This is a genomic window from Kitasatospora sp. RG8, from assembly GCF_017813315.1.
Classification (GTDB): Bacteria; Actinomycetota; Actinomycetes; order Streptomycetales; family Streptomycetaceae; genus Kitasatospora.
In genome coordinates, this window is sequence record NZ_JAGIYX010000010.1 from 1 (window position 1) to 22,070 (window position 22,070).

A 22,070-nucleotide genomic window follows, 5' to 3' on the forward strand; every position below is an offset into this window, starting at 1 on the left:
TGGCGCCGCCGAGGCCGGCGATCCGGGTGCCCTCGACCGAGAGGCGGTCGCCGTCGACGACACCGCCGGGCAGGACCAGCCGGGCGCCGGACAGGGCGGTACCCCGCGGCGAGGCCGCTGATTGAATCCGCGCGGTCACGCGGTCACCTCCAAGGAGAGCAGATCCCAGGCGAGCAGGCCCGCGCCCAGGGAAGCGGCGGTGTCTTTGAGCATGGCCGGTACGACCTCGGGGGGCATCTGGAAGGTCAGCCGCTCGGCGACGGCCGCGCGCAGGGGTGTGAAGAGGGTGTCGCCGGCCTCGGCCAGGCCACCGCCGACGATCACCGTGGACGGGTCGAGCAGGCTCTGGGCGAGCACGATGCCGTCGGCGAGGGCGTCCACCGCGTGCTGCCAGACCGCGATCGCGCGCGGGTCCCCGGCGTCCACCGCGACGGCGCAGGATGCCGCGTCGGCGTCGGGGTCCCCACTGCCCTCGGCCCAGGCACGGGAGACGGCCGAGGCGGAGGCGAGGGTCTCCAGGCAGCCCCGGGCGCCGCAGCCGCACTGCGGGCCGCCCGGCCGGACCACGACGTGGCCGATCTCGCCGCCGTAGCCGTGGGCCCCGGCCTCGATCCGGCCGTCGATGCCGATGGCGCCGGCGATGCCGGTGCCCAGCGCGATGAACAGGAAGCGTCCGACCCCCCGGCCGGCGCCGAGGCGGCCCTCGGCGAGGCCGCCCGAGCGCACGTCGTGGCCGAGGGCGACCGGCATCGCGACACCGCCCGGGCCGGCCAGGCGCTCGCCCAGCAGCTTGCGCAGCGGCAGGTCCCGCCAGCCGAGGTTGGCGGAGAAGACCGCGATGCCGTTCTTCTCGTCGATCGTCCCCGGGACGGCGACGCCCGCCGCCAGCGGGGCGACGCCGAAACGGCTGCGGCCCTCGTCCGCCAGGTCGGCGGCGAAGTCGAGGATGGCGGCGACGACGGCGTCCGTGCCGTGCTCCCGCCCGGTCGGTCGGCGTGCTTCGAACAGCACGGAGCCGTCCTGGGCGAGCAGCGCGGCCTTCATGCCGGTGCCGCCTACATCGAGTGCGATGACGTGCTTCACGGAGGACAGTTTCCCTTGGCTGGGTCGGAGAGGTCTAGTCCAGTTGTCGGATTGGTCTGGTCCAAAGTGGGTGAGCTTTGTCGCAGAACCTTGTGGAGTGCGGCATTTTGCGCTCGTCGCCGCCGGTTCCCCGGCCCCCGGCCCCCGGACCCGTTCCGGGCGGAATCGGGGCGGATCGGCGTCGCTCCATTGCGCATCGTGCAACGACCTCCGCACTTCGATAACTACCCGCCGGGTACGGCCCGGAGGTCTGGACCACTCTGCAGGGCTTTTGGCAGTGTGGCGCTCCCTCCTGCCGGATTCCACCCGTCCGGCTGCTTTCCTCTTCTTCACCCTCGAAGGCGGTACCCGCGTTGAACAGGCGCGCCCAGGCCCCCACCCGGCTGCTCGGCACCGCGCTGGCCGGAGCGCTGCTGCTCACCGGCTGCAGCGGCCAGGACGACAAGACGGTCACCCTCAAGCTGGTCGCGGCCGACTACGGCGAGGACAGCGCGACCAGCTCCAGGCAGTACTGGGACGACGTCGCGCGCCGCTTCGAGTCCGGCAACCCGGGCATCAAGGTCGACGTCGAGGTCGTCGGCTGGACCGACATCGGCAAGCGGGTCGCCGACCTGGTGGCCGGCGGCAGGTCGCCCGACCTGGTGCAGACCGGCGGCTTCGCCGACCAGGTCGCCGCGGACCGGCTCTACCCGGCCGCGGACGTGCTCTCGCTGGACACCCAGGCCAACATGATGGAGTCGTTCAGCCACGCAGGGCAGGTGCTCGGCACCCAGTACGGCATCCCGTTCGTCTCCTCCTCGCGGGTGCTCTTCTACAACAAGGCGGTCTTCCGGCAGGCCGGGATCAGCCAGCCGCCGGCCACCTGGAACGAGCTGCGGCAGGCCGCCGAGAAGATCAAGGCCAAGGTGCCGGGCGTGGTGCCGTACGGGCTGCCGCTCGGGCCGGAGGAGGCGCCGGCCGAGTCGATGCTCTGGACGCTGAGCGGCGGCGGCAGCCTCTCCGACGACGTCGGCAACTACACCATCGACAGCACCCAGAACCAGGCCACCTTCGGCTGGCTGAAGACCAACCTGGTGGACACCAGGTTGACGTACCCGGAGCCGGGCAGGATGAACCGGACGCCGGTGTTCACCGACTTCACGGCGGGCAAGGTCGCGATGCTGAACGGGCACCCGACGCTGCTGCGGATGGCCGCCAACGCGAAGGTCGACTTCGGGACGGCGCCGATCCCCAGGAAGGACGGCCTGGCGAAGGCCGGCAGCCTCGGCGTGGCCGACTGGATGATGGCGTTCAAGGCCAACGGCCACAGGAACGAGATCCGCAAGTTCCTGAGCTTCGTGTACGCGAAGGACAACCAGCTCAAGTTTGACGAGGCGTACAACCTGCTGCCGGTCACCCAGGACGCCTTCACGGAGATGACCGGGGACGGCAGGCACGAGGACCTGAAGCAGTTCGCGGCCGGGCTGACCAACGCCAGCTTCTACCCGTTCGGGGACCCGGCCTGGGTCGAGGTCAGCAACCGGATCAAGGCCGGGATCGGCGGTGCGGTGACCGGGGACGCCAAGCAGGTGCTGGAGGGGCTGCAGGACGCCGCGGTGAAGGAGGCGGCCCGGGTCCGCAAGTGAACCCGGGGCCGCCGCGGGCGTTGCGTCAGAGGCTGATCGCGTAGGCCTTGCGCAGGGTCTCGTGGACCGTCCAGGTGGTGCGGTCCCCGGCGCGCAGGACCGCGCAGTCGCCCGGGCCGACGTGCAGGGTCGGGCCGCCGTCGATCTCGATGGTGGCCCGGCCGCTCAGCACCACGAACAGCTCGTCCGCCTCGACGTCGGTGACGACGCCCGGGGTGATCTGCCAGATGCCGCGGAGCTGGCGGCCGTCGGGGGACTCTGAGAGCACCCGGCCGGACACCTCGGGGGAGCCGGAGACGATCTGGGCCGGGTCCAGCGGGTCGGGGTCGAGGTCGGCGGTGGGGATGTGCAGCGCGAAGCTTTCGGTCATGGACCGACGCTAATCGGGGAGCGGGCGTCGTGCGGGGCTCAGAGTGTGTCGGGTGTGCGGGGCAGAATGACACTCCGTAGTGGTGGGCGGAGGTGGAGCGTGGGCGAGCTGAGCGAGCGGGACGTGGCGGTGCTGGAGCTCGAAGGGCGCCAGTGGCGTACGGCGGGGGCCAAGGAACGGGCCGTCCGGGAGGAGCTGGGGCTCTCCAGCACGCGGTACTACCAGCTGCTGAACGCCTTGCTGGACCGGCCGGAGGCACTGGCCCACGCGCCGGTGCTGGTGAACCGGCTGAGGCGGGTCCGGGAGGCCCGCCGGGGGGCCCGGTAGCCCGGCGGGTGCTTCCGCGGGCGCGGGTGGGTATGGGTCCCGGCATGGGGCTTGAGGAGAGTTTGCAGCTGAGGACGGACGCCGGACGCCAGGGGCTGGAGGCGGTCCTCGCCTCGCCGCGGGACGCCGTGGTGGCGCTGGACTTCGACGGGACGCTGGCACCGATCGTGGCCGACCCCGGCCGGGCGCGGGCGCACCCCGGGGTGGCGGGGGCGCTGCGCGCGCTGACGCCGCGGGTGGGGGCGACGGTGGTGGTCACCGGCAGGCCCGCCGGGCTGGCCGTCGAGTACGGGGGGTTCGACGGCATCGACGGCGTGGTGGTGCTGGGGCACTACGGGGCCGAGCGCTGGGAGGACGGCGTGGTGACGGCGCCCCCGGTGCACCCCGGGGTGGCCGCGGTACGGGCCGTGCTGGACGAGGTGCTGGCGGGGGCCGGAGCGCCGGCCGGGACGTGGGTGGAGGACAAGGGGCGCTCGCTCGCGGTGCACATGCGGCGGACGGCGGCGCCGGAGGAGACGATGGAGCTGCTGCGCCCGCCGGTGGAGGCGCTGGCCGCGGAGCACGGGCTGATGGTGGAGCCCGGCCGGCTGGTGCTGGAGCTGCGGCCGCCGGGGGTCGACAAGGGCGCCGCGCTGAGCGGGTTCCTGCGGGAGCGGGGCGCGCGGTCGGTGCTCTACGCGGGGGACGACCTGGGCGACGTGGCGGCCTTCGCGGCGGTGGAGAAGCTGCGCGGGGAGGGCGTCGCCGGGCTGCTGGTGTGCAGCGGCGCGGTGGGGGACGCGCCGGTGAGGGAGCTCGCCGACCGGGCCGACCTGGTGGTCGGGGGCCCGGCCGGCGTGGTGGAGCTGCTGGAGCGGCTGGGGGCGGAGCTCAGCCGGCCTCGTTGACCGGGCGGGGTCCGGGGCCGGGGCCGGGGTCGGCGGTGTCGCCGCCGGCGTCCAGGGCGTGCAGGGCGTGCAGCTGGTCGAGGAACCACTGCTGTGGCGGCAACGCTGTCGAGGCGGCGGCGAGGCGCTTCGTGCGGTCGGCGCGCTCCCCGGCGGGCATGGTGAGCGCGCTGTGCAGGGCCTCCGCGGTGGCGATGACGTCGTACGGGTTGACCGTCAGGGCGTCGTCGGCCAGCTCGGCGTACGCGCCGGCCTCGCGGGACAGGACGAGGGCGCAGCCCCGGTCGGAGACCACCGGCACCTCCTTGGCGACCAGGTTCATGCCGTCGCGGATCGGGTTGACCAGGGCGACGTCGGCCAGCCGGTAGGCGGCGAGCGAGCGCGGGAAGTCGTCGTCGACGTGCAGGATCAGCGGCTGCCAGGAGGGCGTGGCGAACTCGGCGTTGATCTCGGCGGCGAGCTGCTGGACCTGGGCGGTGTAGTCGCGGTACTCGGCGAGGTCGGTCCGGGACGGGTACGCGAAGGCGATGTGGACGACGCGGTCCAGCCACTCGGGGCGGGTCCGCAGGAGGTGCCGGTAGGCCTGGAAGCCGCGGACGATGTTCTTGCTCAGCTCGGTGCGGTCGACCCGGACGACGGTGCGGCGGTCGCCGACGGCCTCGCGCAGGGTGGCGAGGCGTTCGTCGACGTCGGGGCGGTGGGCGCGTTCGCGCAGGAAGTCGGCGTCGGCGCCGAGGGCGTGGACGCCGAGCCGGGTGGTGCGCCCCCGGAGGGTGACGGTGAGCGCGGTGCGGTCGACGGTGGCGCCGAGGAGCTGCTCGCAGCAGTCGGCGAAGGCCAGCGCCCAGCGGCGGGTGAGGAAACCGGCCCGGTCGGCGCCGAGGATGCCGGTGAGGACGGCCTCGGCGACGTCGTCGGGCAGCAGCCGGAAGTACTCGGGCGGGGCCCAGGGGGTGTGCGAGAAGTGGCCGATCCGCAGGTCGGGCCGGGCGGCGCGGAGCAGGGCCGGGGTCAGCGAGAGGTGGTAGTCCTGGACCAGGACGGCCGCCCCGGGGGCGGCCTCGGCGGCCAGGGCGTCGGCGAAGGCGGCGTTGTAGGCCGTGTAGGCCTGCCATTCGGTGCGGAACCCGGCGTCGAAGGAGGGTGCGGTCGGGGTGGCGTAGAGCAGGTGGTGGACGAACCAGAGGGTCGAGTTGGCCACGCCGTTGTAGGCGCGGGCGAAGGTCGCGGGGTCCATGTCCAGCATTCGGACGGCCTGTCCGCCGACGTCGTGGCCGGCCCGGTCGAGGCGGCCGTCCGGTGCCTCCCGGGCCGCCCGGCGGTCGGCGTCGCCGAGGGCCGCGCAGACCCAGACGGCGTCGGGGTCGTCGATGGCGGAGAGCCCGGAGACCAGGCCTCCGCCGCCGCGCCGGAGGGTCAGCGTGCCGTCGTCCGCGGTGCCGAACGACACCGGTCCCCGGTTGGAGGCCACCAGGACGGGGGCGGTGCCGGTCTGACTCGAACGCTCGGTCGTGAGATCGCCCATGGTTGCTACGTTGCCGGGGGCCCGGGACCGCAAACCCCTCAGTGGCGGCTCACGTACTCGGGGACGGTGTGCATCGGCGGCCGTTCGAGGGCGGTGACCGGGTGGGTGTGGGCGGTGAACGCGCGGGTCTGCGGGTCGCGGGTGAACTGGGTGAGCAGCGGGTGCACCAGGTCGGCGGAGGCCTTGAGCCGGTGCGTGCGGTCGAGCCGTTCCAGCGCCGTCCGGTAGATGGTGGCGGCCATCCGTCCGAGCGCCTGGCCGTCCTGGTGGCGGTGGTGGCGGACGCCGACGTCGACCTGGGCGAGGGCGTCCAGGCCGGCGGTCTCCAGGGCGTCGACCAGCAGGCCGAGTTCGACGCCGTAGCCGGTGGGGAACGGGAGCCGTTCGAGCAGGGAGCGGCGGGCCGCGTACTCGCCGCCCAGGGGCTGGACGAAACCGGCCAGTTCCGGCCAGTGCAGGTTGAGCAGCGGGCGGGCGACCAGCTCGGTGACCCGGCCGCCGCCGGCCGGCACGACGGCCCCGTCGGTTTCGAGCGGGCGGTCGTACATGGCCTTGACCAGCTGGATGTCCGGCTCGGTGAGCAGCGGGCCGACGATGCCGGAGACGAAGGCCGGGTCGAACTCGCGCAGGTCGGCGTCGACGAAGCAGACGATCTCGCCACTGGTGGCCAGCAGCGAGCGCCAGAGCACCTCGCCCTTGCCGGGGGCGGCGGGCAGCCGCGGGAGGATCTCGTCGCGCTGGACCACCCGGGCGCCGGCCTCGGCGGCCACGGCGGCGGTGCGGTCGGCGGAGCCGGAGTCGACCACGACCAGTTCGTCGACCAGCGGCAGGCGTTCCATCAGCTCGCGGCGGATGGTGCGGACGATGTCGCCGACGGTGGCCTCCTCGTCCAGGGCGGGGAGGACGACGCTGACGGTGCCCGCCCGCCCGGCCGCCTGCTTGGCGTCCAGCAGGGTGCGCACCGGACGGTCGGCCGCGCTCCACGACCGGCGGCGCAGCCAGGACGCCGCCTGTGGGAGGAGCTCGGTGGTCGGGTCGGCGGGCACGGGTCTCTCCTCGGCAGGGGGCGGACGGGACGGGCTGGGACGCGTCATCTCGCGTGGCGGACGGTCCCGTTCAGTGTTGGCGCCTTCGGATACAGTCTTCGTACAGCGGTCGGACCTTCGCACGCCGGGGTCGCCGCTGAGCAAGACCAACAACTTCACAGAGCTCATCCAGAGGGACTGAGGGAACGGCCCGTTGACGTCCCGGCAACCTTCTCGCGCGGCTGTCGTCGACAGGCCCCGGCGGGACAGGTGCCAATTCCGGCCTGTGGCGCGTCCGCGTCACGGGGAAGATGAGGAGAGAGGCCTCCGCCATCATGGCTATCGACACCGTCGCACCCGCAACCGTTGACCTCGGCCCCGCCGCCGCCCTGTCCTGTCGCGAGTGCGGTACCCGCTTCCCGCTCGGTCCGAGCTTCGCCTGCCTGGAGTGCTTCGGGCCGCTGGAGATCGCCTACGACTTCGGCAGCGAGGGCGCGGAGGAGCTGCGCAAGCGGATCGAGGCCGGTCCCGCGTCGATCTGGCGTTACGCACCGCTGCTGCCCGTCCCGGCGGACGTGGCCGGCAAGCCGAACCTCAACCCCGGCTGGACCCCGCTGGTGAAGGCGGACAACCTGGGCCGCGAGCTCGGGTTCACCGCCCAGCTGCACATCAAGGACGACTCGGGCAACCCGACGCACTCGTTCAAGGACCGCGTGGTCGCCTGTGCGATCGAGGCGGCGCGGGCGTTCGGCTTCACCACGCTCTCCTGCTCCTCGACCGGCAACCTGGCCGGCGCGGTGGGCGCCGCGGCCGCCCGGGCCGGTTTCAAGTCCTGCGTGTTCATCCCGCACGACCTGGAGCAGGGCAAGGTCGTGATGGCGGGTGTCTACGGTGGCGAGCTGGTCGGCATCGAGGGCAACTACGACGACGTGAACCGCTTCTGCTCGGAGCTGATCGGCGACCCGGCCGGCGAGGGCTGGGGCTTCGTCAACGTCAACCTGCGCCCGTACTACGGCGAGGGCTCCAAGACGCTGGCGTACGAGATCTGCGAGCAGCTGGGCTGGCGCCTGCCGGAGCAGATCGTGATCCCGATCGCCTCGGGCTCGCAGCTGACCAAGATCGACAAGGGGCTGCAGGAACTGATCAGGCTCGGCCTGGTCGAGGACCGGCCGTACCGGATCTTCGGCGCCCAGGCGGAGGGGTGCTCGCCGGTGTCGGCGGCGTTCAAGGCCGGCCACGACGTGATCCGGCCGGTCAAGCCGGACACCATCGCCAAGTCGCTGGCGATCGGCAACCCGGCCGACGGCCCGTACGTGCTGGACATCGCCCGCCGCACCGGCGGCGCCGTCGAGGACGTGACGGACGCCGAGGTGGTGGCCGCGATCAAGCTGCTGGCCCGGACCGAGGGCGTCTTCGCCGAGACCGCGGGCGGGGTGACCGTCGGCGTGCTGAAGAAGCTGGTCGAGACCGGTCAGCTGGACCCGGCGAAGGAGACCGTCGCGATCAACACCGGCGACGGCCTGAAGACGCTGGACGCCGTCTCCGACGCCGGGATGACCGCCGTCATCCGCCCGACGCTGGCCTCGTTCCGCGACGCCGGCCTCGCCTCCGCCTGACTCCCTCCACCCCTGCCGTCACCCCGCCGCAAGGAGACCCCCATGAGCGCCAACGTCCGCATCCCGACCATCCTGCGCACCTACACCGGCGGCGCCGCCGAGGTGGCCGCCGAGGGTGCCACCCTGGGCGAGGTCATCGCCGACCTGGAGAAGAACCACGCCGGGATCGCCGCCCGGGTCCTGGACGACACCGGCAAGCTCCGCCGTTTCGTCAACGTCTACGTCAATGACGACGACGTGCGGTTCGCGGAGGGCCTGGCCACCGAGATCAAGGACGGCGCGAGCGTTTCGATCATTCCCGCGGTGGCCGGGGGCTGCTGAGCCGCGCCATTGCCGGACCGGCCGTCCGCGTGTACGGGAATCCGTACGCGCGGGCGGCCGACGCTTTTCCCGGCGCATTCCGGCGGGAATGTTTCCCGGCCGGTCGGAGTAGAGTGTCGCTGGACCGGGAAGAGGGCTCCCCCTCCCCCTCGCACCGGTCGTCGCCCCTGTAGCGCCCCGTACCGCCGGTGTCTGTCCGGCCGCTGAGACCGGCGCAGGGCCCGCGGCCGTGAAACATGTCAGGCCGATGTCAGAATTCTTGAGGGCATTTGGGTAATTCGTCCGCTATGTCCGGCGCGAAATGCGAGGGTTTCTGACCTTTTGGCCCGTCCTGTCCCTTGACGGGCCGGGGGAATTCCCGGCTGCTGACCCTGTTGCAGAGGGCGTCGATCCGGATACATTCAGCCGCGGTCGACGCAATCGCCCCTTCGCCGGACGCCGTCCGGTGATCCCGGTGGGGATTGTGGCGTGCACGGCTGCGCCCAGGGGGGGTTCCCCGGGCCGGCCTCAACAGACCCGCGCCCGCGACCTGCGGGCGCGTGAAGGGCCAGCACAGCACTAGGGGAGTTCGGAATGGCTCAGGGCACCGTCAAGTGGTTCAACGCGGAGAAGGGCTACGGCTTCATCGCGGTCGACGGTGGTGCGGACGTCTTCGTCCACTACAGCGCGATCCAGATGGACGGCTACCGCACCCTTGAGGAGGGCCAGCGGGTCGAGTTCGAGATCTCTCAGGGGCAGAAGGGCCCGCAGGCGGACATGGTCCGCGCGGCGGTCTGACCTTTCCGGCACCCAGGAGTTCGGCTCGGCCCATCGGCTGGTGCGCCTCTTGCTTCGCGGCGGGCCCGTGCGACACACGTCGTACGGGCCCGCCGCCGTGTCCGGCGGGTGGCCGGTACGGCTCGCGGGTTGCCCGTTGGGCTTGCACTCGACCACCGAGAGTGCTAATCATTGGCGTTAGCACTCACAGCGTGAGAGTGACAGCGGACCGGGTCGGTGAGGCCCCCGGGAGCGGTAGGGGAAAGGACCCCCGCACACCAGGGCCGTCCGTCGCGGGCACCCCTTGGTCCGAGCAGTCGACCGTGTCCCGGAGGACCACTTCTGATGGCCAAGATCATCGCCTTTGATGAGGAAGCTCGCCGCGGCCTTGAGCGTGGCATGAACCAGCTCGCCGACGCAGTGAAGGTCACGCTCGGCCCCAAGGGCCGCAACGTCGTGCTGGAGAAGAAGTGGGGCGCCCCCACGATCACCAACGACGGTGTCTCCATCGCCAAGGAGATCGAGCTCGAGGACCCGTACGAGAAGATCGGCGCGGAGCTCGTCAAGGAGGTCGCCAAGAAGACCGACGACGTCGCGGGTGACGGCACCACCACCGCCACCGTGCTCGCCCAGGCGCTCGTCCGCGAGGGTCTGCGCAACGTCGCCGCCGGCGCCAACCCGATGGCCCTGAAGCGCGGTATCGAGAAGGCCGTCGCCGCCGTCTCGGACCAGCTGCTGGCCCAGGCCAAGGACGTGGAGACCAAGGAGCAGATCGCCTCCACCGCCTCCATCTCGGCCGCCGACACCCAGATCGGCGAGCTCATCGCCGAGGCCATGGACAAGGTCGGCAAGGAAGGCGTCATCACCGTCGAGGAGAGCAACACCTTCGGCCTGGAGCTCGAGCTCACCGAGGGCATGCGCTTCGACAAGGGCTACATCTCCGCCTACTTCGCCACCGACCTGGAGCGCATGGAGGCGACGTTCGAGGACCCGTACATCCTCATCGCCAACTCCAAGATCGGCTCGGTCAAGGACCTGCTCCCGCTGCTGGAGAAGGTCATGCAGAGCGGCAAGCCGCTCGTCATCATCGCCGAGGACGTCGAGGGCGAGGCCCTGTCGACCCTGGTCGTGAACAAGATCCGCGGCACCTTCAAGTCCGTCGCCGTCAAGGCCCCGGGCTTCGGCGACCGCCGCAAGGCCATGCTCGGCGACATCGCCATCCTCACCGGTGGCACCGTGATCTCCGAGGAGGTCGGCCTCAAGCTGGAGAACGCCGGCATCGACCTGCTGGGCACCGCCCGCAAGGTGGTCATCACCAAGGACGAGACCACCATCGTCGACGGTGGCGGCGACAGCGACCAGGTCGCCGGCCGCGTGAACCAGATCCGCGCCGAGATCGAGAACAGCGACTCGGACTACGACCGCGAGAAGCTCCAGGAGCGCCTCGCCAAGCTGGCCGGCGGCGTGGCCGTCATCAAGGCCGGTGCGGCCACCGAGGTGGAGCTCAAGGAGCGCAAGCACCGCATCGAGGACGCCGTCCGCAACGCCAAGGCCGCCGTCGAGGAGGGCATCGTCGCCGGTGGTGGCGTCGCCCTGCTGCAGGCCGGTGTCGCGTTCGACAAGCTGGAGCTGGAGGGCGACGAGGCCACCGGTGCCAACATCGTCCGCGTGGCCCTGGAGGCCCCGATCAAGCAGATCGCGACCAACGCCGGCCTCGAGGGTGGCGTCGTGGTGGAGAAGGTGCGCAACCTCCCCGCCGGTCACGGCCTGAACGCGGCCACCAACACCTACGTCGACCTGATCGCCGAGGGCATCATCGACCCGGCCAAGGTCACCCGTTCCGCGCTGCAGAACGCCGCCTCCATCGCGGCGCTCTTCCTCACCACCGAGGCCGTCATCGCCGACAAGCCGGAGAAGGCCGCCGCGGCCGCCGGCGGCGGCATGCCGGGCGGTGACATGGACTTCTGATCCCCTCCGGGATCGGTTGGTCTTCGTCCGCACGGGCGGTCCCCTTCGGGGGGCCGCCCGTGCGGCGTTTCCCCGGGGGCCGGCGGGACTGCCGATCGGGGCGGCTCCTTTGGGACAATGGACGGATGGCTTCCGCTGATGACATCGAGACCGCCCTGCACAACGCGCGGGCGCTGATCCTGGCCGACCTGACCGCGAAGGACGTGGCGGACGCCGCCGTGGTGTCGCTGGTCGAGACGGCCGTGACCCACCGCCGCTGGTGGCTGGAGCAGTGGCCGGAGGGCACCGAGTACGTGCTCGGGCTGGTCGCCCAGGACGTCCAGGACGCGCTGTTGGAGGCGTACGGCCGCTGGCCGCTCTGCGCCGCGTGCGCGGCCGAGGGGGACCCGCACGCGCTCAGCGTCGAGCCCGAACTGGGGCCGGAGCCGCACTGGGTCTGCGGCAAGGAGGGCGCGGTCGTGGCGCCCGTCGGGCGGCTCTCCTGACGCGGCCTTCGAGCGGCCCGGTCCTTGCGCAGCCGCTTTGGGCGGCCGGCCTTCGGGCGGGCCGCCCGGGGGCCCGGCCTCCGGGCCTCTCAGCCTTCGAGGCGGCCGAGTTCGGCGGCCAGGTTGGCGCGGGCGGGGGCGTCGAAGCGCGCGTGGGCGGTGGGGGTGCGGTAGAGCGCGGGGAGCGCGAGCAGCTGACGCAGGACGGCGGCGCGGCCGGCCCTGAAGTCCGGCTCCGGCACGAAGGCGTACTCCTCGCGGACGGCGGCCGCGTACGCCGCGTACGCCTCGGGGGAGCCGCCGAGGACGGCGAGGTCCGCGTCGCAGAGCACCTCGCCGTCGCGGTCGCCCGGTTCGGGGTGGTGGGTGACGGTGAGCCGGACCAGCCGGGCGACCTCGGCGGTCTGCTGCTCCGGCAGGCCCGCCCCGGTGAGCGCCAGGACGGCGAGGGCGGCGCTGCGCTCCTCGTTCTCGGAGCGGTCGGGGCGGTAGACGGCGTCGTGGAACCAGACGGCGAGGCGGACGGTGTCCGCGGACTCGGCGTGCTCCGCCAGCGCGTCCACCTGGTCCAGCACCGCCCGCAGGTGGTCGGCGGTGTGGTAGCGGCGCTGCGGCTCGGTCCAGCGGCGCAGCAGCTCCCGCCCGGCCGGCTCGGGGTCGGTGTCCGTGCCGCAGCGGTGCAGCAGGGCGGTCCAGGCGGTGAGCAGGTCGTCGGTCGGCATGGAAGCCATTGTGGTGGCCGGGCGTGCCGGGAGTCCGCCGGGGGTCCACCTGGTCCCGGCCCGGGAGGAGTCCGCCGGGTCCCGGGCGGGGTTTCCGCTGGACCTATAGGTAGTTTGACGATATATGTAGTTCCATGACCGAACGCTCCATGCAGGAGCCCACGCTGCTTCTGCTCACCGCACTGGCCGACGCTCCCAGGCACGGCTACGCGCTGATCCAGGAGGTCTCCGCGATCTCCGGCGGCCGGGTCGCGATGCGCACCGGCACGCTCTACGGCGCCCTCGACCGGCTGCTCCAGCAGGGCCTGATCGAGGTCGCGGCCGAGGAGGTGGTGGACGGCCGGGCCCGGCGCACGTACGCGCTGACCGCCGCCGGCCGGACCTCCCTGGCCACCGAGGCGGAGCGGCTGCGCGCCGTCGCCACCGAGGCGGAACGCCGCCTCTCCGTGTTTCGCCCGAGGACCAGGGGGACCTTCGCATGACGATGACCACGCCGACGGTGGCGGTGAAGGCGGCGCTCCGGTTCTACCCGGCACGCTACCGCCGTGAGCGCGGGGACGAGCTGGCCGCCGTCTTCTCCGACACCACGGCCGAGGCCGGGGCGCCCGCCGTCGTCCGGGAGGCGCTGGACCTCGCCGCGTACGGGCTGCGGGTGCGCACCCGGCTGACCGCCTTCTCCGCCGGCGGGCGGCTGCTGGCGCTGGCCGCGCCGGTGATCGCCGGGGCGATCGCGGGGGCCGGGCTGTACCCGTGGGTCAGCGACACGGACCTGCTCGCCTGGCGGCTCGGGCACACCTCGTCGGTGATCACGCTGGTGGCCGCCTTCGCGCAGCCGGTGGCGTCGCTGCTGCTGGCCCTCGCCGCGTTCCTGGGACGCTGGGCGGAGGCGCGGGTGATCGCGGTGGCGGTGATGGCCGCCGGGCTGCTCGGCATGAAGGACGCCTTCGCGGTGGACCGGGTCGACGCGTGGTGGATCCTGGCGGTCGGCTCCTCGGCGATGCCGTTCGTGCTGGCCGGCCTGCTGGTGATCGCGGCGCCGCGCGAGCTGCTGGCCGAGCCGACCTGGCGCACGCGCGCCGTGGTGCCGGCGTCGATGGTCGGCGGCTGGTCCTTCTTCGCCCTCCAGGGCGGCTTCGACTCCCACTACATGCTGAACGGCCCGCGCTCGGTCGCGCTGGTGGTCCCTCCGCTGTTCCTGGTGCTGACGGCGCTGCGCGGCCGGCTGGTGCCGGCGGCGATCGGGCTCGCGGTGCTGCCGCTGACCGTCACCTTCAGCATGTTCACGCTCTGGCAGACGGCCGGCGGCCTCTGGTACCTGCTGCCGATCTCCGCCGTGGCGGTGGTGCTGATGGTGGCGCCGCTGATGATCGGGAGCCGGGGCGGGGCCGGCGGTGCCCGCGGTCTCGCCTGACCGGTCGCGCACCGATGGCCGCACCGATGGCCGCGCCGATCACAGCACCGATCGTCTGACCGGTCACCGGGGCGGGCCCCCGGCGTGGGCTCCCGGCCGAGCGACCGCCGGGGGGCTCGCCGGGGGCTCCCGGATGTGGCAGGCTATCCGATATGTCTAGACCAATTTTCGAAGTCATCGCGCTGACGCCCCAGGACGCCCAGGCCGCCGAGTCGGGCGGCGCCGACCGGCTCGAACTGGTCACGGACATGGCCGCCGACGGACTCACCCCGTCGGTCGCGGACTTCGCCGCGATCCGTGCCGCGGTGAACCTCCCGCTGCGCGTCATGCTGCGCATCCGGGACGGCTTCGCGCCCGGCGACCTGGACGAGCTGCGGGCCCGTGCCGCCGCGCTGCGGGCCGAGGGGGCGGACGAGTTCGTCTTCGGCTTCCTGGACGCCGACGGCGCCGTGGACCTGGCCGCCACCGGCGCCGTCGCCGAGGCGGTGGCCGGCTGCCGCTGGACCTTCCACCGGGCGGTCGACCACAGCGCCGACCGCGGCGCCGTCCGCGCGGCCGTCGGCGCGCTGCCCGGGCTGGACACCTTCCTCACCTCCGGTGCGGCCGGCGGAGTGGACGCGGGCCGCGAGGTGCTGGAGGCCGAGCTGGCCAAGGCCGGTGAGCCCGGCTACGGCCAGCGGATCCTGATCGGCGGCGGGCTGCGGGCCGATCACCTGCCGGGCCTGCGGGCGGCCGGCTTCGACGCCTTCCACGTCGGCGGGGCGGTCCGCGCCGACGGGTGGGGCTCGCCGGTGGACGCCGGCAAGGTCGCCGAGTGGCGTGCCCTGATCGATGGCTGAGCGTGGAAGCGCCGACGGCTGAGCGATCGGCGGCCGTCGGCTCGGTGGGAGGGGGACCGGCCGACGCCGGTCCCCCTCCCGCTTTCCGCTCCGGCTCCCGCCGCCCCCGTCCGGCCGCTCAGTCCAGCTGCCCGGGCACCGGCTCGGCGTGCAGCACGGCCAGCCCGGAGACGGCGCGGGTGAGGGCCACGTACAGGCGGCGCAGGCCGGTCCGCTCGTCCGGTTCGCCGGCGACGACGGCGGCCGGCTCGTCCAGGACCACGTAGTCGTACTCCAGACCCTTGGCCAGCGAGGCCGGGACGAGGGTCAGCCGGGCCTGCGCACTGGTCTCGGTGCCGGGGGAGAGGTACGCCAGGCCGGCCGCGGTGAGCGCCTCGGCGAGCAGCGGGATGCGCGCGTCCGCGGCGATCAGCCCGGTCGAGCCCTCGTGCTCCAGCGCCCGGTGGCAGGCCTCGACGACCGCCTTCTCCAGTCCGTCCTCCGGGACGCGGGTGACCGTCAGCGAGCCGGGCGCCTCGCGGACCGAGGTCGCCGGGGCGAGGCCGGGGGCGATCGAGGGCAGCAGCCGGGAGGCGTAGGCGATGACCTCCTCGGGGACGCGGAAGCCCTTGGTCAGCTCCTCGACGTGGGCGGCCGGCTTGCCCAGGTGGTGCAGGGCGTCCGCCCAACTCGCCGTCGCCCACGGGGTGGTGCCCTGCGCGAGGTCGCCGAGGACGGTCGCCGAGCCGGTGGTGCAGCGGCGGCCGACCGCGCGGTACTGCATCGGCGAGAGGTCCTGCGCCTCGTCCAGCACCACGTGCCCGAGCGACGGCGTGCGCTGGACCAGGTCGGCCGTCTCGTCCACCAGGACGGCGTCGGCCTGGGTCCAGCGGGCGGTCTTCACGGAGCGGCCGGGCTTGGGCCAGAGCACGGCCCGCTGCTCCTCGGGGGTGAGGACGCCGTCCGCGCACGCGGCGAGGAACTCCGGGTCGGAGAGCAGCCGCAGCACCAGCCTGGCCGGCTCGACCAGCGGCCAGCACTCCTTGACCACCGCCTTGACCGCGGGGTTGCGGGCCACCGCGTCCTGCACCCGGTCGTCCGGCGCCTCGCCGCCCTGCTCCATCTTCAGCAGCACGGCGTGCGCGATGCGCTGCGGCAGCGCGTCGCGCGCGGCGCCGTAGCGGATCTCGCGGCCCTTCAGCTCCTCGACGATCTCGACGAGTTCGTACGCCGGGACGCGCCAGCGCCGGGAGCCGCGGACCACCACGCAGGGCTCGGTGGGCAGCGTGATGCCGGCCCGGACCGCCCGGCGCAGCACCTCGGCCATCCGGGCGTCGCCCTTCAGCCGGGCCGCCTCGGCGCTGTCCTCGCCCTTCACCTCGACGTGCGCGACCAGCTGCTGCACGGTGGCCTGCGCCACGTCCAGCTCGCCGAGGGCGGGCAGCACCTGCTCGATGTAGGAGAGGAAGGCGTTGTTCGGCCCGATCACCAGGGTGCCGGTCCGCGCGAGCCGCTCGCGGTGCGCGTACAGCAGGTACGCCACGCGGTGCAGGCCGACGGCGGTCTTCCCGGTGCCGGGTGCGCCCTGGACGCAGACGGTGCCGGTGATGTCAGCGCGGACGATCTCGTCCTGCTCGGGCTGGATGGTGGCGACGATGTCGCGCATCGGGCCGACGCGGGGCTTCTCGATCTCGGCGGCGAGCAGGGCCGAGGCGGAGTCCGACTCGGCCGGGTCGCAGAGGTGCTCGTCCTCGTACGCGGTGAGCTCGCCGCCGGTGTAGCCGAAGCGGCGCCGGCGTTCGACGTCCATCGGCTCGGTCCGGCTGGCGCGGTAGAACGGCTGGGATACCGGCGCGCGCCAGTCGATCACCATCGGGTCGCCGTCGGCGTCGTGGACGTGCCGGCGGCCGATGTAGAAGCTCTCCCCGCCGGAGCCCTCGGAGAGCTCCTCGCTGATCGCGTGCAGGTAGTCCAGGCGGCCGAAGAAGAGCGGGGTGTGCGAGAGGTCGGCCAGGGCGGCGATCCTGGCCTCGATCTGGTTCTGCAGCACGAGGGCGGTGACCCAGGTGCCGGTCACGTCGCTGATGTCGAGCGACTGGACGTCCTCCCGCATGGCGCGCAGCGCGGCCCGGGAGGAGGCCAGGTGGTCGCGTTCGCGCTGGAGGGGGTCGGTGGTGGGGGTGGCGGGCACAGCGAACCTTCCCGGCTGCCCCGGAGACGGGCGCAGCGGATCGTTGGAGCTCACGGTGGACACGGCCGACCGGTTGCCGTGCGGTCGACGCCTCCCCCGGCTGCCTGCGGGACTTCAGCAGGTACCACAGTTCGGGAGGGGGCAGACGGACGATCCTAGACCGCCTGCGGCTCCGGTGCCATTCAGCCCGTGCCGTACGGCCTCAGGTCGGCGTACCTGACCACCTGGAACGCCAGCACGCCCAGCCCGGCGAACTCGGCCACCGACGTGGCGGTCTGCCACCCCGCGTTCCCGTCGTGGGCCCAGAACAGGACGATCGCGGTGGCCGAGGAGAGGCAGAACACCAGCAGGTTGGCCGCCAGTTGCAGGTACTTGCGGCTGGTCCGCCGCTCGTCCCTCAGGTGTGAGGCCTCCCAGCCGAACACCGTCGTGTCGCCCGGGAGGACCGCGGCGAGGCGCGGGGCCAGGTCGCCGCGGATGTACCGGCCGATGGAGGAGATCTTGTGGTCGTTGATCAGGTACGTCCAGCCGAGCAGGAAGGTCACCGGGGGCAGCAGCAGGAGCCGTTCCGGGTGCCCGCCGGACTGCAGGGTCGCCGCCAGGACGGCGGCCAGCGACGCGAGCGTGGCGTAGATGAGGTTGTCCCGGAACCCGATCCGCTGCTTCTGCTCGTCCTTGATGGACGTGTACTCCGCGAGCAGCACCTGTACGGCGACGCTCTGCTCCTGAGGCGACACTGTCCCTCCCCCTGTGACGTCGACGGACGGCCATCTTGCCCGACCGGGCGTGGGCCGGTCCAGGCTGGGAGGCCTCCGGCCGGGGCCGCGGATCCGGCCCGGAAGTCCCTGCGGCATGGCTAACATGACGCCATGTCAGGATGGGCGGCCTACCGTGCGCGGGTGGCGAAGAAGCGGGTTGCCGGCTACATCCCGCCGACCTTCCACCTCACGGAGGCCGACGGCGAGGAGCAGGAGCAGGAGTACGAGGGCGAGGAGCCGGAGGGCGACGGGGAGCAGGAGGAGCAGGAGGAGCAGACCGAGGTCGCGCAGCGGCCGTACCGGTGGCTCCTCGACCAGTTGGCCGGGTTCCCGCCACGGACCTACCTGGTCGACGGGGTGGCCGGCAGCGGGAAGAGCTCGCTCGTCACCCACATGGCGATGGACCTGCTCGCCGACGAAGTGGCCTGTGTCCAGGTCAACCGGGACACCCTGGCCCACGGCTTCAAACACCTCGGTGACCCGCTGGACTTCGGCAGGGCGCAGTGCCCGCCGGACATCGACGAGCCCCTCTGGAAGGCGAGGTTCAAGCAGCGCAGGGGCGTCTTCCTGATCGACGCCGTCAACGAGCTGGAACGCGAGCTGAACCCGAAGGAGATGCGCTTCGTCCGCCTCCTGCTGGACGGTTCGCACCGCTACCCGGTGCTGGCGACCTCGCGGACCGAGCCGGAGCGGCTGGGGTCGGCGGGGCTGCGCTCGATCAAGCGGCTCACGATCGCCCCGCTGACCGAGGGGGAGTCCGGCGGCTACCTGCGGGCGCGCGGGCTCGAACCCGACGCTGCCCTGAAGGAGATCCGGGCCGCGGGCCTGGACGGCGCGATCTGGAACCCCCTGCTGCTGTCGCTGCTGGCGGGTCTGCTGCAGACCGAGGGCGACGACCGCTCGGCCCCGCTGCCCCGCTCGCGGGCCGAGCTGCTGCGCCGGACCGTCCACCGGAACCCGGCGGGGAACCACGCCGACCCCGCGGCGGACCGGCTCAGGGGCCAGGGCCTGCACCTGGAGTCCGTGCTCTGCGCCGCGGCGCTGGTGGTGGCGGGCAAGGAGGGCGAGAGCGGCTTCCGGCGCAACGACCTCAGGGCCGTCCTCGACCGGGTCTGGGACGACCGGACCGGGCTGGACGGGCTCATCGAGGAGTTCCTGAACACGCAGATGGTGGCGGTCGAGACCACCGAGCACCACCAGGAGCAGTCCTACCGGCTGCTCCACCAGTCGATCGTCGACTTCGGGCTGGCCCTGGGATGGCAGAACAGCAGCCTGCCGCCGCTCGCCTTCGACCTCGACCAGTGCGTCGGCGACTGGCTGGGCCTCCAGGAGGACACCGGGCGGGCGACGGAGGCCGTGCTGGCCCGCCGGGAGGACCTGCGGCCCAGCGTGCTGCTCGACGTCCTGGTCGCCAACCGCGGCCGGCTCTCCGACGAGTCGCGGGCGAGCATCTGGCGGGCCCTCGGCGAGCACTTCTGCGGAGACCGCAGACACCGGGACGACCTGGCGACGTCGCTCGGACGGGTGCCCTTCCACGTCGTGAAGGAGGGGGTGGACTACGGGCTGCTGGAGGACCTGAAGGAGCGGGACCCGCTGATGGTGCGCGGCGTCCTCGAATCCCTGTGGAACGAGACGCTGACGCCGGAACACCTCCAGCAGCTGCGTCGGCGCAAGCTGCGGCAGGAGAAGGACCAACACCGGGCACAGGCCGAGGCCGGCGCCGCGGGCGAACCCTCCGAAGCCCTGGTGGCCACCCGGATGGCGCGCCTGGCGGACGACCCGTCGTCCGCCAACCGGGGCAGGACGGCCCTGTGGCTGGCCCGCAACCGCCCCGTCGAGGCACTGGCGCCCCTGGCGGCCGCCCTGATCACCGACCCCGTGCCGACCGTCCGGGGCGCCGCGGCGAAGGCGCTCGGCCTGATCGGGGACCCGACGGTGGTTCCGGCCCTGAAGGCGACCGTGACGGGTGACGCGGACCCGGTGGTGCGCGGCACCGCGGCCAACACCCTGGGCAAGCTCGGGGACCGGACCACGGTGCCGACCCTGCAGACGGTGCTGGAGAAGGACGACGACCCCGTGGTGCGCGCCTCGGCGGCCACCGCGCTGGGGAGGATCGGGGACCGCTCCGGGGTGACGGCCCTGCAGGCGGCGCTGAAGGGCGACCCCGACTCCGTGGTGCGCGGCTCGGCGGCCAATGCGCTGGGGTTCCTCGGGGACCGGTCCACGGCCCCGGCGCTGCGTGCCGTGGTGGAGGGGGACGAGGACCCCGTGGTGCGCGGCTCCGCGGCCACCGCGCTGGGGCGGCTGGGGGACCGGTCGGCGGTCGCGGTGCTCGGCGCGGCGGCGCAGCGCGATCCCGACGAGGGGGTGCGCGGATCCGCCGTGCACGCCCTGGGGCGGCTCGGCGACGGGTCGGCGGCCCCGGTGCTGGGCGCCGTGATGGAGGCCGACACCAACTCCTGGGTCCGGGGCGCCGCCGCCAACGCGCTGGGCGGGCTCGGGGACGCCTCGGTGCTCCCCGGGCTGCGCAGGGTCGTCGAGGACCCGGCCGAGGACTTCACCACCCGCGGCTCCGCCGTGTGGTCGATCGGCGCGCTCGCCACCGAGCCCCAGCTCTGGCTCATCCCCTTCGCCGAGTCCGCCCGCAACTACATCGGGTCCGACGTGTCGTCGGCGCGGAAGTTCCGCGGGACGATCGTCAACCTCCTGGCCCGGCAGGCCGCCCACGAGGACGTCCGGCACTGGCTCAACCGGGTCGCCCGGCTCGACTCCGACCCGCTGAACCGGACGGAGGCCGTCCGGGGCCTCGCCCAGGCCAACGTCATCAGCAGCGAGCTGATCCGGTTCCTGATAGATCCGGAGAAGCCCCGGAGCGACAAGCGCAAGCGGGACACCGACAACGGCGTGCTGGGCAGCGCGGGGGCGGCCGCGCTCTGGATGTACGGCTACAACGAGAAGCTCGCCGACCACCTCCTGCCCTCCGTGGCCCGGCTGCTGACCGACGAGGCCACCTGGAGCGGCACCGTCAACGCGGTGCTCTCACCGCTCGCCGTGCTGCCCCTGGACGTGTCCCGGCGGATCATCCGGGTGCTGGAGGAGACGGCCGCGGAGTGCGGGGGCCGCCCGTTCCTGGAACGCCGGCTGGTGCCCTACGCGCGGCTCAACGAATGGCGCCAGGCCGTGCGCGGCGACATGGAACGGCTCAGAGAGAGACCCGAGGAGATCATGGCAGGCTTTCGGCCCGGACCGGCCGCGGCGGAGCCGGCGGACCCGTCCGCCGGGGAGTTCGACGTCGCCGTCCTCACCGCGATCCAGGTGGAGTTCCGTGCACTGCTGGACGAGGTGAAGCAGCGGGGGATCCCGGTGACGAAGGTGCAGAAGGGCAGCAGGTACTACCGCACCTTCACCCTGCCGGGGAGCCAGGGGCCCGTCCGGGTCGTCGCGGCCAAGGCCACCGACAAGGGCGGCCAGGCGGCGGCCGCCCTCACCCAGGCGGTGATGGCGGACTACGACTGCTCGCTGCTGCTGCTGGTCGGCGTCGCCGGCGGTTTCGCCGAACGCGGCGTGCGGCTCCACGACGTCCTCTTCGGGAAGGTCGTCCACAACTACGACCCCGAGCGCCTCCAGGCCGACGGGGCGGGCAACCGCCAGCAGGCCTACCGGACGGACGAGCAGCTGCTCCGGCTGGTGCAGGACCTCCACGTGGACGGCGACCTGGACGACGCGCTCGACGGGCACCGCCTGCACGTGAAGGACTACGCCAGCGGGGAGAAGGTGGTCGCCTGGGAGGACGCGCCGCTGCGCCGGGCCATGCTCGCCATGTCCACCGACGTGTACGGCATGGAGACCGAGGCCCACGGGGTCCTGCACGCCGTGTACGAGGGGGACAAGGCGGGCGCCTACGTCAACGCGGGCATCGTCAAGTGCATCAGCGACCTCGGGGACGAGGCCATGCGGGAGGACAAGGAGACCAAGCAGGAGCAGGCCGCCGGGATCGCGGCCCGGGTCGCCCTGGACGTGCTCTCCCACTTCTACCGACCCGTAGGGGAGGGGTAGGGGACGGGGGAGGGGACCTCTAGGGGACGGGGAGGGGCCTGCGTACACCCGGAGGACGACCTGGGGCACGTCCGGTACGGCCTTTGGGGTGATGTGCCCGGCCCGCTCGGGAGCCTACCGTTGAAG

Annotated in this window: 19 protein-coding genes and 1 riboswitch; of the genes, 12 read left to right on the plus strand and 7 right to left on the minus strand. The window is 73.1% G+C overall.

Annotated features, from left to right (window positions below; genetic code table 11):
* Positions 1 to 135: 135 nt before the first annotated feature.
* Positions 136 to 1,083, minus strand: coding sequence for an ROK family protein (locus J5Y04_RS17060; protein ID WP_209412895.1), 948 nt, complete (start codon positions 1,081 to 1,083; stop codon positions 136 to 138).
* A gap of 353 nt (positions 1,084 to 1,436) precedes the next feature.
* On the opposite strand from J5Y04_RS17060, the gene J5Y04_RS17065 reads away from it, so the two are divergent.
* The gene (locus J5Y04_RS17065; protein ID WP_245204951.1) at positions 1,437 to 2,708 is read left to right on the plus strand and encodes an extracellular solute-binding protein; all 1,272 of its coding nucleotides are present in this window, start codon (positions 1,437 to 1,439) and stop codon (positions 2,706 to 2,708) included.
* Positions 2,709 to 2,733: 25 nt separating this feature from the next.
* Here J5Y04_RS17065 and J5Y04_RS17070 read toward each other — a convergent pair whose 3' ends face one another.
* Positions 2,734 to 3,078, minus strand: a complete 345-nt coding sequence (locus tag J5Y04_RS17070; protein ID WP_148643373.1) for a cupin domain-containing protein — start codon at positions 3,076 to 3,078, stop codon at positions 2,734 to 2,736.
* A gap of 66 nt (positions 3,079 to 3,144) precedes the next feature.
* On the opposite strand from J5Y04_RS17070, the gene J5Y04_RS17075 reads away from it, so the two are divergent.
* Together J5Y04_RS17075 and otsB are read left to right on the plus strand one after the other, a co-directional pair.
* A complete protein-coding gene (locus tag J5Y04_RS17075; RefSeq protein WP_209412896.1) occupies positions 3,145 to 3,405 on the plus strand; it encodes a DUF3263 domain-containing protein in 261 nt (86 codons plus the stop codon).
* 44 nt (positions 3,406 to 3,449) lie between these two features.
* Positions 3,450 to 4,292 carry a trehalose-phosphatase gene (gene otsB / locus J5Y04_RS17080; RefSeq protein WP_209412897.1) on the plus strand — a complete coding sequence of 281 codons (843 nt, stop codon included), beginning with the start codon at positions 3,450 to 3,452 and terminating at the stop codon, positions 4,290 to 4,292.
* Here the strand turns inward: otsB and J5Y04_RS17085 are convergent.
* Together J5Y04_RS17085 and J5Y04_RS17090 are read right to left on the minus strand one after the other, a co-directional pair.
* Positions 4,276 to 5,817, minus strand: coding sequence for a trehalose-6-phosphate synthase (locus tag J5Y04_RS17085; RefSeq protein WP_209412898.1), 1,542 nt, complete (start codon positions 5,815 to 5,817; stop codon positions 4,276 to 4,278). The two genes, otsB and J5Y04_RS17085, sit on opposite strands and share 17 nt — an antisense overlap.
* 38 nt (positions 5,818 to 5,855) lie before the next feature.
* A complete protein-coding gene (locus tag J5Y04_RS17090) occupies positions 5,856 to 6,863 on the minus strand; it encodes a glucosyl-3-phosphoglycerate synthase (protein WP_307853157.1) in 1,008 nt (335 codons plus the stop codon).
* 161 nt (positions 6,864 to 7,024) lie between these two features.
* Positions 7,025 to 7,160, plus strand: a riboswitch (SAM riboswitch).
* 17 nt (positions 7,161 to 7,177) lie between these two features.
* Between J5Y04_RS17090 and thrC the strand changes: the two genes are divergently transcribed.
* The 5 genes from thrC (at position 7,178) to J5Y04_RS17115 (ending at position 11,988) form a co-directional block, all read left to right on the plus strand.
* On the plus strand, positions 7,178 to 8,458 hold the full coding sequence (gene thrC, locus J5Y04_RS17095; RefSeq protein WP_209412900.1) for a threonine synthase: 1,281 nt from the start codon (positions 7,178 to 7,180) through the stop codon (positions 8,456 to 8,458).
* Positions 8,459 to 8,500: 42 nt separating this feature from the next.
* Positions 8,501 to 8,779: a ubiquitin-like small modifier protein 1 gene (locus tag J5Y04_RS17100; protein ID WP_148643367.1), complete on the plus strand. Its 279-nt coding sequence runs from the start codon at positions 8,501 to 8,503 to the stop codon at positions 8,777 to 8,779.
* A gap of 573 nt (positions 8,780 to 9,352) precedes the next feature.
* Positions 9,353 to 9,556 carry a cold-shock protein gene (locus J5Y04_RS17105; protein ID WP_030289665.1) on the plus strand — a complete coding sequence of 68 codons (204 nt, stop codon included), beginning with the start codon at positions 9,353 to 9,355 and terminating at the stop codon, positions 9,554 to 9,556.
* Positions 9,557 to 9,880: 324 nt separating this feature from the next.
* Complete coding sequence (gene groL / locus J5Y04_RS17110) at positions 9,881 to 11,503, plus strand: chaperonin GroEL (RefSeq protein ID WP_209412901.1); 1,623 nt, start codon at positions 9,881 to 9,883, stop codon at positions 11,501 to 11,503.
* A gap of 125 nt (positions 11,504 to 11,628) precedes the next feature.
* A complete protein-coding gene (locus tag J5Y04_RS17115) occupies positions 11,629 to 11,988 on the plus strand; it encodes a hypothetical protein (RefSeq protein ID WP_209412902.1) in 360 nt (119 codons plus the stop codon).
* A gap of 89 nt (positions 11,989 to 12,077) precedes the next feature.
* Here the strand turns inward: J5Y04_RS17115 and J5Y04_RS17120 are convergent, their stop codons facing one another.
* Positions 12,078 to 12,719, minus strand: a complete 642-nt coding sequence (locus J5Y04_RS17120; RefSeq protein ID WP_209412903.1) for a hypothetical protein — start codon at positions 12,717 to 12,719, stop codon at positions 12,078 to 12,080.
* A gap of 125 nt (positions 12,720 to 12,844) precedes the next feature.
* On the opposite strand from J5Y04_RS17120, the gene J5Y04_RS17125 reads away from it, so the two are divergent.
* The 3 genes from J5Y04_RS17125 to J5Y04_RS17135 all read left to right on the plus strand — a co-directional run bounded on the left by J5Y04_RS17125 (position 12,845) and on the right by J5Y04_RS17135 (position 14,960).
* Entirely contained in the window at positions 12,845 to 13,192 is a 348-nt protein-coding gene (locus tag J5Y04_RS17125) for a PadR family transcriptional regulator (protein WP_209412904.1), read from the plus strand.
* Entirely contained in the window at positions 13,189 to 14,121 is a 933-nt protein-coding gene (locus tag J5Y04_RS17130; protein ID WP_209412905.1) for a hypothetical protein, read from the plus strand. Before J5Y04_RS17125 ends, J5Y04_RS17130 begins: the two co-directional genes overlap by 4 nt.
* 152 nt (positions 14,122 to 14,273) lie before the next feature.
* Positions 14,274 to 14,960: a copper homeostasis protein CutC gene (locus J5Y04_RS17135; protein ID WP_209412906.1), complete on the plus strand. Its 687-nt coding sequence runs from the start codon at positions 14,274 to 14,276 to the stop codon at positions 14,958 to 14,960.
* 118 nt (positions 14,961 to 15,078) lie between these two features.
* On the opposite strand, the gene J5Y04_RS17140 is transcribed toward J5Y04_RS17135, so the two are convergent.
* Together J5Y04_RS17140 and J5Y04_RS17145 are read right to left on the minus strand one after the other, a co-directional pair.
* Complete coding sequence (locus tag J5Y04_RS17140; protein WP_307853158.1) at positions 15,079 to 17,130, minus strand: ATP-binding domain-containing protein; 2,052 nt, start codon at positions 17,128 to 17,130, stop codon at positions 15,079 to 15,081.
* Between the two features lie 182 nt (positions 17,131 to 17,312).
* On the minus strand, positions 17,313 to 17,867 hold the full coding sequence (locus tag J5Y04_RS17145; RefSeq protein WP_209412907.1) for a hypothetical protein: 555 nt from the start codon (positions 17,865 to 17,867) through the stop codon (positions 17,313 to 17,315).
* Positions 17,868 to 17,999: 132 nt separating this feature from the next.
* Here J5Y04_RS17145 and J5Y04_RS17150 point away from each other — a divergent pair, with 132 nt between their 5' ends.
* Positions 18,000 to 21,944 (plus strand): HEAT repeat domain-containing protein, encoded by a 3,945-nt coding sequence (locus tag J5Y04_RS17150; RefSeq protein ID WP_209412908.1) that lies wholly within the window; start codon positions 18,000 to 18,002, stop codon positions 21,942 to 21,944.
* Positions 21,945 to 22,070: the final 126 nt, after the last annotated feature.